At 31.4% G+C, this 12,326-nt stretch carries 12 protein-coding genes; 8 read left to right on the top strand and 4 right to left on the bottom strand.

Translation table 11 applies throughout. The annotated features are described in order from the left end of the window. Positions 1-28 precede the first annotated feature (28 nt). The 4 genes from HX049_RS06450 to HX049_RS06435 form a co-directional block, all read right to left on the bottom strand. Positions 29-1,339, bottom strand: coding sequence for a DEAD/DEAH box helicase (locus HX049_RS06450; protein WP_286414909.1), 1,311 nt, complete (start codon positions 1,337-1,339; stop codon positions 29-31). Positions 1,340-1,538: 199 nt separating this feature from the next. After that, positions 1,539-3,218, bottom strand: coding sequence for a S41 family peptidase (locus tag HX049_RS06445; RefSeq protein WP_286414908.1), 1,680 nt, complete (start codon positions 3,216-3,218; stop codon positions 1,539-1,541). Between the two features lie 14 nt (positions 3,219-3,232). Then, positions 3,233-3,964, bottom strand: a complete 732-nt coding sequence (locus HX049_RS06440) for a porin family protein (RefSeq protein WP_286414907.1) — start codon at positions 3,962-3,964, stop codon at positions 3,233-3,235. A gap of 483 nt (positions 3,965-4,447) precedes the next feature. Further along, positions 4,448-4,573 carry a phage integrase SAM-like domain-containing protein gene (locus tag HX049_RS06435; protein ID WP_286414906.1) on the bottom strand — a complete coding sequence of 42 codons (126 nt, stop codon included), beginning with the start codon at positions 4,571-4,573 and terminating at the stop codon, positions 4,448-4,450. Between the two features lie 490 nt (positions 4,574-5,063). On the opposite strand from HX049_RS06435, the gene HX049_RS06430 reads away from it, so the two are divergent. From HX049_RS06430 to HX049_RS06395, 8 genes are all read left to right on the top strand, one after another. Next, positions 5,064-6,335 (top strand): site-specific integrase, encoded by a 1,272-nt coding sequence (locus HX049_RS06430; RefSeq protein ID WP_006260869.1) that lies wholly within the window; start codon positions 5,064-5,066, stop codon positions 6,333-6,335. Then, a complete protein-coding gene (locus tag HX049_RS06425) occupies positions 6,332-7,231 on the top strand; it encodes a hypothetical protein (RefSeq protein ID WP_006260870.1) in 900 nt (299 codons plus the stop codon). The genes HX049_RS06430 and HX049_RS06425 overlap by 4 nt, the downstream gene beginning before the upstream one ends. A gap of 175 nt (positions 7,232-7,406) precedes the next feature. Then, on the top strand, positions 7,407-7,706 hold the full coding sequence (locus tag HX049_RS06420; RefSeq protein ID WP_006260872.1) for a DUF3853 family protein: 300 nt from the start codon (positions 7,407-7,409) through the stop codon (positions 7,704-7,706). Positions 7,707-7,802: 96 nt separating this feature from the next. Next, complete coding sequence (locus HX049_RS06415) at positions 7,803-9,038, top strand: primase-helicase family protein (protein ID WP_006260873.1); 1,236 nt, start codon at positions 7,803-7,805, stop codon at positions 9,036-9,038. A 218-nt stretch (positions 9,039-9,256) separates the two neighbouring features. Next, complete coding sequence (locus HX049_RS06410) at positions 9,257-10,210, top strand: toprim domain-containing protein (RefSeq protein ID WP_036496816.1); 954 nt, start codon at positions 9,257-9,259, stop codon at positions 10,208-10,210. A gap of 95 nt (positions 10,211-10,305) precedes the next feature. Further along, the gene (locus HX049_RS06405; protein WP_006260875.1) at positions 10,306-10,605 is read left to right on the top strand and encodes a plasmid mobilization protein; all 300 of its coding nucleotides are present in this window, start codon (positions 10,306-10,308) and stop codon (positions 10,603-10,605) included. A 2-nt stretch (positions 10,606-10,607) separates the two neighbouring features. Further along, positions 10,608-11,522 (top strand): relaxase/mobilization nuclease domain-containing protein, encoded by a 915-nt coding sequence (locus HX049_RS06400; protein WP_006260876.1) that lies wholly within the window; start codon positions 10,608-10,610, stop codon positions 11,520-11,522. Between the two features lie 3 nt (positions 11,523-11,525). Beyond that, a complete protein-coding gene (locus HX049_RS06395) occupies positions 11,526-12,014 on the top strand; it encodes a hypothetical protein (RefSeq protein ID WP_006260877.1) in 489 nt (162 codons plus the stop codon). The last annotated feature ends 312 nt before the right edge of the window (positions 12,015-12,326 follow it).

Genomic DNA, 12,326 nt, shown 5'->3' with positions numbered 1-12,326 from the left:
TATTACCTATATCAAAGCATTTTTTTAGCTAGTCTCTAGCAATCTCTATTTTGACCCTTTTATTTTTTAGTCTTGTATCTACAAGTGCTGTCAATAAAGCCTTTACTTTCTTAGTATTTACAGCTACGAAAGCCTGTGTATCACGCACATCTATCACTCCTATATCCTCTTTCGTTAGGCCCCCAGTCTTAATTAGATACCCTACAATATCCCCTTTGTTCACTTTATCTTTCTTACCTGCACTAATATAGATAGTTTTAAAGTCTGTTTTATTATCAATAGTATAATTTCCTTCAAGATCTTCTATTGGCATATCTGGATTGATAAATTCAATATTTTCGTCACGTGTAATCATCACATAAGCCTTACCAGATGCTTTCATACGCGCAGTACGTCCATTACGGTGAATAAACGCATCTTCCTTAGGAGGTATCTGATAGTGAATCACATGTCCTATCTCAGGAATATCAAGTCCTCTAGCTGCTAAATCTGTAGCAATAAGAATATGACAACTCTTATTTCTAAACTTCATGATAGCACGCTCACGATCTTCTTGTAACATTCCTCCATGAAAAGCACTGTTAGCCACTCCTTTCTTAGTCAATGTCTCACTAATACGAGTTACTGCATCACGATGGTTGCAGAAAATAAGAATAGTATCTTTTCCTATCTTCCCGATAAGTTTAATTACAGTTTCTAATTTCTCTTCTGCAGTAGAGATAACTTGACTAAAAGTTAAATCAGGCATTACTTCTGTCTTCTTTAAAAAATGGATACGCTCAGGATTCTCTATACCTGTAAACTCAGGAATCTTCTTTAAAGCAGTAGCTGATGTAAGCATTCTGAAAGAAATATGTTCAAACGAATTTATAATATAATCCATATCTGTCTGAAACCCCATTTCTAAAGCTTTATCAAACTCGTCCACTACATAACTAGTCACTGTCTCTGTATTAAAAGAGAATTCTTCTATGTGAAAAGCAACTCTCCCTGGTGTTCCCACTAATACCGCAGGTGGCGTACTAAAATTCTTTATTTCTGTTTTAGTAGAATGTCCTCCATAACAAGAGTTAATCTTAAATGGTGTTCCCATTTTCTTAAATACTGATTCTATCTGTAGAGCAAGCTCTCTAGTTGGCACTAATATAACTGCTTGTACTCCTTTGACAGTAGGGTCTAACTTCTCTAATAAAGGCATTAAGAATGCCACTGTCTTTCCTGAGCCAGTAGGTGAAAGAAGAATGATATTAGGATTCTTCTGAGCTGCATCAAATGCTTTAATTTGCATTTCATTTAATGCTTCAATATTTAAGTTTTTAAGTATTTCTGCTTTATTCATGAAGCAAAGGTAGTTTTTCTAGTTTATTTATTATACTCAGTTCACTTAATTTTATCTAAGAAAAACAGATCCCTTCTCTACGTTATATCACGCATTTATCCCAATCTAAAAAACAATTAACTATCTAATACTTATGCGACAATAAAAAAAGCCCCAAAAAGATAATTCTTATTTGAGGCTTTTTTATTTTACTTAATTATTATTTAGAACTTAAATACTTAATTGCTTCATTTACAACTCTATCCACAAAATTAGGAGAAGTCATTTCTTCCAACTCACTATCTGTAGGTGGAGTTACATAAATATTTGGTTTAACACCAACTCCTTCTACTACTACCCCATCAGCATCTTTCATTGCTAATAATGGCATATAGAATGTTAATTTACCTTCTGCAATCTCATCTCTTGTTCCTCCATTAAAATCATCTACTGTACCTAAACCAGCTGTCGCTCCCGCACTGTAATCACCAACACTAACAACTTGATTTCCTTGAGATTTTAACATCATTGTAGTTATCTCAGACATACTCGCACTATTTTTATCTGTTAAGATAGCAATAGGAATATCCTTTGGGATTCCAAAATTATGAGGTTTAGTCTTAGCTTCTACCCATGGTGTATAGTTAAATCTACCATTTCCTTCTCTTGTTCTTTGATATGCAAAAACAGCGTTTTTAGTAATAAAACGATCTGAAATAAAACGTGCATCTACAACAGCCCCACCACCATTAGAACGTAAATCAATTATAATTTTCTTGATTTCTCCTGTATGTAATGGGTTTAAGAATTTTTGATAAAACTCTCCTCTTGTTAAAACTTGACTTAGAGCTCTTGTTAACTCAGGGAAATTATATCCAAAATTAACGTGATTATTCATAAGACCAATAAAAGCACCTACATAATCAGCTGTATGAGCATTATATAAAGCTCCATACGGAGTGATTACATCATATTTAGGTAATGCATTATATTCTCTTAACGCATTTTGAGCTGATAGCATTAATTCATTACTTACTATTTCTGTCTGATTAAACTTAACTACCTCTTCCATAAATGCTTTATAAGCATTAGACTCAGAATATGCATTATATTCTTTTAGTAAATCAAAGGTTACTTGTTTAATAGCATTACGCATATTAACATCTTTAATAGCTTTCAGTTCTTCTCTAGCTTCTAAAATGTCCTCAGTTAATAATAAAGCATTACCTTTTCCTGGATTTAAATATTTGTCTGCTAAAGTAATTTTAAAATTATTAGTTACAGCAAACTGGCTAAAAGACAAATAGTAAATATCTGGATTAGAAATCAAATTTCCAGCAATAATACCTAAACCAGATCTATTAGACATAAAAGCATTACCATCTACTCTATTTTTCATATAGCCATATTTCTCTGCAAATGGATATACATTAGGAGTATCTTCATCAAGCATTCCACCATAAAAAGTAACTGTTCTAATTATGCTCTTATTTGTTGCAGGAAATTGAATTTTTACAGAGAAATGGCGATCAATTAACGGATGCATAATCTCTTTGAAATATTGAGAGGCTGTTAAGTAATCTTCATTTATTTGCCCGTCATCCTCATTAGGTCTACCATAAGTCTGTAGAGCTGCAAATTTAGGATAGTATGTCTTATATACATTATCCCAGTCTAAACCACCTTGATCCTTCTGCTCATAGAAGTAATTATACTGTTGATCCATTGTTTTCCAAAAAACTTCAAAAAGATCTGCATACGAATTAATATCGTTTGCTGTAAACCTTCTAGGATCAGTAATTGTAATATCATCAGAAGAACATGAATTCAAAACTGTTAGAGATGATAATGATAGTATAGATAAACTAAATATTGTTATTTTTCTTTTTATTCTTTTCATCGTATGTGATTTTATTAAAATTTATATGCAGCTCCTATAGAAATCATATGTGAATCTCTAGTGCTCTTTTTATTTCCAGGGCTGTCATACTTATAAGTATCTGTTAAACCATAAAGATAATTATAACCTAAATACACATCTATTTTATCAATTGCATAACCTACTTGTACTTGTCCTTGTAATCCCATAGATAGTCTACGTAATTGATTTTCATTTTTCTTAAAATCGTACTTTTCAGAAACAGTAGTATAATTAAATGATCCATCAGCTTGTAACTCTGAGAATACAGGATACTGACCTTTTGTTTTCATTTTTGCCCAATACTCTGTATAAATTCCCCCAGCTACTTTAGCCCAAACACCATTTGTTTTATATGGGTTATTTAAAATATATCCCCCTACTAATAATGGTACTGAAATAAAATCGTTACTATACTTAGAATACCATCCTTCACGAGAACCAGTTCTCTCAAATTCATAATTTCTTTGTAGATAAGAAACTCCTGTAGATACAAATAAAGTTTTCCATACATTCATTTCTGCAGAAACATTAACACCAAAACCTCCACGAGAATTATACTTGGAGTCGACTAAATTCGAAATATTAGTATCTAATGAGGTATTAGTATACCCTAAATCGATTCCTACTTTGAATCGGTTTTCTTTTTGTTCATTTTGCGCATGGAGACTCATGCTAAACATTGAAAGAACAATAGCTGTGAAGCTACTTAGTTTTTTTGAAATCATAAATTATTATTTATTTAGTTAATCAAAAATACACAAAAATAACAAACATTTAAAAAAATTTAACTTAAAGTTAAAATAAATAATTACAAATAATAAAATGAAATAGAAAAAACATTAAATAAACAATACTAATATAACATATTTTATAAGTTATAAAAATTACAACTTTAGATTATATTATAGATTTTAAATTAATTTGTACTAACAGTAGTGCAGAAAAAAGTACTCAGACACCTATAATATACAGTAGTTATAGCATCATTTTTAAATTAGGAGTACATTAATTCTTCTAACATAGAAGATTAGATTTTATGAACTATTCTTACATTAGCTAATCGCTCATTAGTAAACTCTTTGTCTTCTAAAATTGATAGTTCTTGTTTACTTAAAGGTTTCTTATTGAGCTTCGTCTTTTTAGGTTTGTAGTGTGCAAAAGGATTAGAAGAAATAATTCCCTTAGCAACTGCTCGTAGAACAACCTTCTTAAAGTTTGAGACATACCATAGCTGTGTTATTAAAACATGCTCTAACGGTCTTTAAATAGTGCTCATAGCCAATTACAAACTCATAATTAAATTCTCTAAACTCTATATCTTCTTTACCATACACATAACGGATATATTCTCTAACATGAGATTTTGCAATTATGTAACTTTCATTTATACCTATAGCATACGCTCTAGGTACACATTTAGAGCTTTCATTATTATGTTTTGAAGGCTCACTAAGACTATTCCCTTACTGATTTTTTTATCTTGGATATGATTCCCCTTTTGGGCTTCTAGTTTTGCTACGTTGAAAGGTGTGCATCACTTACATATTTATTTGTGCACCGAATCAAGAATGTTTTGCATCTGATTCATTTGTTTGGAGGGTGCATACTAGGTGCACAAGTACATAAAAAAAGCCCAATAACTAGTGTTATCGGGCTTTTCAGCGGAGAAAGAGGGAATATAACCCATATATAAATAGAGTGTGATAAAATACTATTATTTTGATTTATTGGTAGTTATGTTTTTATTAAGTCGATTAAATACCTTAAAATACTATATGATAGTATCAAAATTGGGTGTATATTTGGGTGCTATTACAAATAACTATGACTATAAAAAGAAAGATAACTATTGCTATTGAAAAGAGAAAGAAAGATGGTGTATTAATCACAGAGAACGTTCCAATTCGTGCAAGAGTGGTATATAATGGTGGCCGTGTAGAACTCTTTACAGGCTACCGCATTGATGCTTCTAAATGGGATGAAGCAAAAGAAAAGGTACGCAATGGGTGTACCAATAAGCTAAAACAAAGCTCTTCCGAAATCAATACAGCAATACAGGAGCTATCTACTACGATTGATAGAATCTTTAAAGAGTATGAATTGAAAAACGAAGTACCTTCTTTTGAACTCTTAAAAGATGAAATAAAACGCTACTCAGATAAACAAACCATATCAGCAACAGAAAAGAATCTCTTTACAGCTTTTGACGAGTTTGTAAAAAGTAGTGGTAAACGCAATGATTGGACAACTGCTACTTACACCAAGTTTAATACTGTTCGTTCACATCTTTTTTCTTTCAAAAGCAATTTTCAGTTTACTGATATTAACGAAAAGACGTTATTAGACTACGTTTCATTTTTACGCATTGAAAAACAGATGCGTAATAGCACCATCGAAAAGCAAATTAGTTTTGTAAAGTGGTTTTTGAAGTGGTGTAAAAACAACAATTATACAATTACCTATAATTTTGAAGAGTTTAAACCAAAACTAAAGGAAACATCTAAAAAGATAATCTTTTTAACTCAAGAGGAAATCGAACAGATTAAATCAACGGATTTAGGCACAAAGTCGTACTTAGAACGTGTACGTGATGTATTGCTTTTCTGTTGCTATACAGGACTTCGCTATTCAGATGCCTTTAGCCTAACAAGACACGACATTAAAAATGATGCTATTGAGTTTGTTACCAAAAAGACAAATGATATGCTGAGAGTTGAATTAAACAAACACAGTAGAGCAATATTAGAGAAGTACAAAGATGTACCTTTTGAAAAAGGAAAGGCTCTACCTGTTATTTCTAATCAAAAGATGAATGACTACATAAAAGAACTTGGAGAGTTAGCAGAGATTAACGAACCGATTAGAGAAACCTACTATGTAGGCAATGAAAGAATAGATGAAGTAAAACCCAAATACGAACATTTAAGCACTCACGTAGGGCGAAGAACATTTATCTGTACCGCTTTATCATTGGGGATACCTGTACAGGTTGTAATGAAATGGACAGGACATTCAGACTACAAATCAATGAAGCCTTATATTGATGTAGCTGATACGATTAAAGCGAATGCAATGACTAAATTTGATATGATATGAATACAGTAGATGCCCAATTAGAATTAACAAGATTTATGACTGATAACACAATAGTGATGTGGGAAAAAGAATTAAACACATCAGGAAATTCGTTTAATTTCGATTCCCAAGATATTTATAGACAATATATGATTAATATCTTAATGTTTGATTTTAAAGACCGAATTGATTCTGCAAAAGACACACAAGAAAGAAAAGAAATTTTATCTATTGTTAGAGAAAATTTGGAGACAATAATTAAGTTGTATGAAAAAAATTCTGATTTCTTCACTAATCTTGATAGAGATGGACTTCGGTTAAAGAAATACCGAGAAAGAAATAAAAATAGTTTGTCAGATAATGATTTAACAATGGAATTGTATAGAGAAACGGAATTGCCTGAACGTAAAACCTACTTTGAATCAAGTTTTTACAAAGAGATAGGTTTTTTAAACTACGACTACCACCAAGAGATATATAATCATAGTAAAAGGCTTTTAAAAGATGTGAAATCAAATTTTAAGGACTATGAAATGTATGACAATGATTATCTTTTTATTAATGACAAGCCTATATTTTCAATGGGACTTATTAGTAAACTACATAGTATAGTAAACAATCAATTTATTGAAGATATATCAGAATATGATTTTTATAGAGAGATAAATATCTTACATACAGTGAATAAAATAAAAATCAAAGAGGATTTTCTATACACTTTCTTTTATGTAATTCATTGCTTACATAATAACATAGAAAACAAAAGTTTAAAGAAAAAGTGGTTTGCTCAAATATTAAAAGAATTTAAGATTAAGAAAGCAACTTATGACTCTAAGTATAAACACATAACAGGTAGCAGTGCCAATGATACATTAAAAGAGTATCGCAATCTCATTGATTCAGCTTTTAAACAATAAAGTACTATAAAAGCCTTTAAAATTTATAAATCCACCTTTGAACCACTTTAGAATTTTACTAAAGTGGTTTTTTTGTGCAATAAAGTGTGTTTTTCCACCCCCTCTCCACCTTACACACATCGTAGTTTTGAATTGTTCGAACATCACAAAATCGTATAATTTAAAAACTAAAACTATGTATATAAGCGAATTAAAAGAAAAGCCAGTTTGGCAAATGACAGGAGAAGAACTATTACAGTTATTACAAACAGTATCTATAAAGGATTTTAAAGAACTCAATACTTCGCAAGAAACGCAACAATCTACAAAGCGTTATGTTTACGGAATACGTGGTATAGCAGACCTACTTGGGTGCAGTATTACCACTGCTAATAAAATCAAGAAAGAAGGTCATATCAAAAAAGCGATTATCCAAAGAGGTAGAAAAATTATAGTCGATGCTGACTTGGCATTAGAACTATTCGCTAAAAAATAAAAGGGACAACTTGTGCAAATCGTCCCTTAATATCCAATTAAAGTATAACTCAACTCTTATCGTATAAAGATAAGGATTATTAAAACACAAGTAAATATGAGCTTAGATATACCCTATATCCGAGTAGGAACTGCTTACTTTAAAATCATCGAAAAACCTTTGATATCAGGTGATAAAGTTAAAGTAATGGTGCGTTGGACTCGTGAAACGATTGTATCAGATCACGGAAAGTCCTACTTAGAGAACGTCTTAAAATTAGATGGCTTTTGCTGTATTCCAGACCATCTTAACTATCAACCAATCGTAGAAAATTTTTTTAATACCTATAATGAATTAAATATGAAACCAATAGAAGAAGATTTTAACTTAAATGAATTAGAACAATTGATTCCAAACTCACTACACTTTGTAAAGCACATATTCGGAAGTGAACAATACGAATATGGTTTAGACTATCTAAAGCTATTGTATGAGAAGCCAACGCAAACCTTACCAATATTGTGCCTTGTTAGTAAAGAACGTGCAACAGGAAAAAGCTCTTTTATTAAATGGCTTAAAAATATCTTTGGACTCAATATGACTTATATCAAAGGAGATTCTTTTGGTTCTCAATTTAACGCTGATTGGGCAAGTATGTTATTAGTTGCCATAGACGAAGTATTCTTTGATAAGAAAGAGATTACAGAGCGTTTAAAGTACCTTTCTACTACTGACAAAGACAAAGTTGAAGCAAAGGGAAAAGACAGACAGGAAATAGAGTTTTTCGCCAAGTTTATTCTTTGCTCTAACAATGAGGATGATTTCATTCAAATAGACGAAGAAGAAATACGTTTTTGGATTCGAAAGATTAAACCTATTGAATCAGAAGACGTTCACTTTATCAAGAAGCTAACAAGTGAAGTTCCTTATTTCATCAAATACTTACTTCTACGACCTTATTACACCACGCAACAAACCCGAATGTGGTTTACACCTAAACAGATACTTACAGCTTCCCTTTTAAAACTAATTAGTAAAAACAAAATAGAGATTTCACTTTTAGAACTTTTAAACCTGTGCTTTGAAAAGGTTGCCGAGGATGAAATTTGCGTAGCTCCCAATGATTTACTCTTGTTATTACGCAAGACAAACCCAAAACTAATTATATCTGCTAGTGAAATAAGAAAGATTTTAAAGAAATGGGATTTCGAACCACAAAATAACACAAAATCTTATCAAGGAATAGAGCTTTTATCTCATGGAGAATTTGTTAAAATAGAACGTAGAGGACGTTACTACATCATTAAAAAAGATTTATTCTATAAAATATTTGATGCAATGATGCAAGAATAGATTAAACTATTGTTTATTAATAAGTTACACTGCATCAAAGTCTGCATCAAACTAAAAATACATCAAGTTTGATGCAAGAGTGATGCAAGAAACAAAATGAGTTTGATGCAGTGATGCAAGAGTGATGCAGAGTATTTTATTGAAATACAATTGATTAACACCTTTCTGCATCATTGCATCAAAAAAAACAGATTTTTAACCCGACTATTTCAAAACGTATGAATTGTGAATCAGCTAAACAAATTAGCCTAACAGACTTACTTAAAAAGTTAGGTCATACCCCAACCAAAATAATGAGAGTTGATTGGTGGTATCTCAGTCCATTTAGAACTGAAAAAACAGCATCATTTAAAGTGAATATTGATAAAAACGTGTTTTATGACCATTCTGCTGGTTTTGGTGGAACAACACTTGATTTTGTGATGAAGTACAATAATTGCGATATTAAATCAGCTTTAGAATTGCTCAAAAACGATTCTTTTTCTTTTCATCAGCCAATTATTGTGAGTTCTAACATTATTCAAGAACCAACATATACAATTCAAGCGATTAAGCCATTAACACATCCAAACTTGATACAATATATCACTGAGCGTAATCTTAGCCTTAAAATGGCTCAAACTTATTGTAAGGAAGTACACTATACTCTAAACAACAAATCATATTACGCTGTTGGTTTTCCCAATACCACCATAAATGGTTTCGAACTAAGAAACGTGTATATAAAAATGTGTCTTGGAAAAAAGGCAGTAACCTACTTTGATAACAAAAGTAAACATATTGTCTTGTTTGAATCTTGGAGTGATTACATCAGCTTTTTAACCCTTTATCCAAATGCAGAAAAGCAATATGATTATTTGATTCTTAATTCCGTATCAATGTTGAATAATACAATAATTAAAACACCAAATAATTATTTGTACAAATGTACAAATGGGGAATTGTATAAATGTATCAATGTACAAATGGATAAAAGTATCAATAATACTTTGTACAAAGAATTAAAGTATGAAAGTATTATTTGTTGTTTCGACAATGATAAAGCTGGAGAAAGTGCCTTTCAAAAAGTAGCTCAGACCTATACAAACGTTGTTGATGGACGAAAACTGTACGAGAATCACAAAGATTTGAATGATTATTTACTAACTATTAACCGCAATGATTTGACGTGAGAATTATCGAGATGTGTCTTTGTCCTTACAAATTGGAAATTTGACAACCAAAGACCACTCGTTTTTCTCCCGAAGGTCGCAAAATGGGTAAGACGATGAAAAAAACAAAGAAGATAGAATTTAGAGTAACTCTTACAGAGGCTCTAATCATAAAAAACAAAGCAGAAAAAGTAGGTTGTAGCGTTTCGGAGTACATCCGAAACACCGCACTTGACTATTCTTTAGCGTATAAATTAACTCCTGATGAAGTTGAAGTTTACAAATTACTGAACAAATACACAGATAATTTTAGGCGAATAAGCAACCTTTTTAAGCTTGGTGATACAACAGGAGTTAAAGAACACACTATTGAAACAGCTAATCTAATTCGGACTCACTTACAAAAACTACTGTAATTATGATAGCTAAAGCAAAATCTTGTGTTGGTGGCACAGCATTATTCAATTACGTAATTGATGATAAAAAGGGATATGAGCTATTAAGAAACAATCTTTCGGGGGATACTCCGAAAGATATGTTTCAAACGATGCAGATACTACAAAATCAAAACAGCAGATGTAAAAACAACACAATATCGGCTGTTATATCTCCAACTATTGTAGATAGTCAAAAGATGAGCGATAGAGATTTACGAGCATTAGCCGTTGAGTTTTTACTTGGTTTACAAATCGATCCTACCAAAGCTCAATTCATTGCTTTTGTTCATACAGAAAAAGAGCATAAACATATTCATATCATCGCCAATCGCATAGATGAAAATGGCAAAGCTCTAAAAGATAATTACATTGGTTTTGAAGCTCAAAGAGTTGCTCACGAAATAGCACTTAAATACGGTTGGACGTCTATAAGACAAGAAAACGAGAATAAGAAACAAAGAGCTAACAACACAAACTTAATAGCTAAAAACACTATCAAAACAGCTCATAGGGAAGTTTTAAGACAGGAACCAAAAGATTTACAACAATACATTCGATTAATGCTTGAAAAAGATATTGAGGTTAAACCAACTATTAATAAACAGGGGAATATTCAAGGATATCGCTTTATTCATTTACCAACTAATACAAACCTAAAAGCAAGTGAAGTTGACCGAAATATGAAGTTGAATGATTTATTTAAAAATACAGCAAGCACAGAGTCAAAGAATGAAGTAGAAAAACTATTAACTAAGCAAGAAGCAATCGAACCACAAATGCAGAATTGGAAAACAGATGTGTCTGTTTTATTTAGTTTGTTATCTGCTTTTCAACTTAGTGGTAACGATGAAGATGATGAACAAAAAAAACGTAAACGAAGAGCACTAAAAAGATAAACAATGGCAAAGAACCAACCTAAACTCACTGATATGACAGAACTATTACTTCAGCAAGTCATACAATTAGAACACACGATAAAACAAAGTAAAAAAACTCATTTAGATACCATCAAAGAATTAAGTAACATCAAAGTAACAGTAAATGTTGCTGAACTTCGACAGATAGAAAAAGAACAAAGACAACGCTTACAGAATGACTTCGATCAATTTCATCGAGAGATAACAAAAAATAATGAGGAGCTTTTGAAGGTTCACAAGGCTGTTAGCTCAAAGAGGTTATTCTACTTGATTGTATTGAACATCTTTTTACTTTTAACAACAGGTTTTTCAATGTATTTAGCTGTTAAGAATACTATTGAGAAATCGGAGTATGAGCGTTTAGAAAAAGAAAAGGGGCAATTAATAAATCAATTAGAAAATGTAAATCAGTTTTTTAACAAAAATCCAAGGACAGCTAAATCTTTCAAAGAGTGGAGTCAAAAGCAATAATTGAAAAGTGTTTATCAAAGTTATTTCCGTAAAATTTTTAGAGCTTTGAAGGCTCAAAATTTTATGGAATAACTTTGTTGGAATAGGTTCACAATATTTTAAAAGATTTACTAACGACGTGCCGCGTATTGGCGATGGGCGGGATTTTTAGCACTGAACTTTAATCGAAGAACAGAAATTGAATTTTGCACTTCCGTTGATACGAAGCCGTTCAGCCCGCCTATTGCCAATACGATGTTGAACTAAACCTTCGGTAGCTTTTCCGTTAGAAGTCATATATTTAGGATATTAAAAAAATAAAATTATGGTAAC

The organism is Myroides odoratimimus (genome assembly GCF_030326305.1).
GTDB lineage: Bacteria > Bacteroidota > Bacteroidia > Flavobacteriales > Flavobacteriaceae > Flavobacterium > Flavobacterium odoratimimum_A.
Note: the sequence above shows the minus strand (reverse complement) of the source record. Positions and strands in the feature narration are given on the sequence as shown.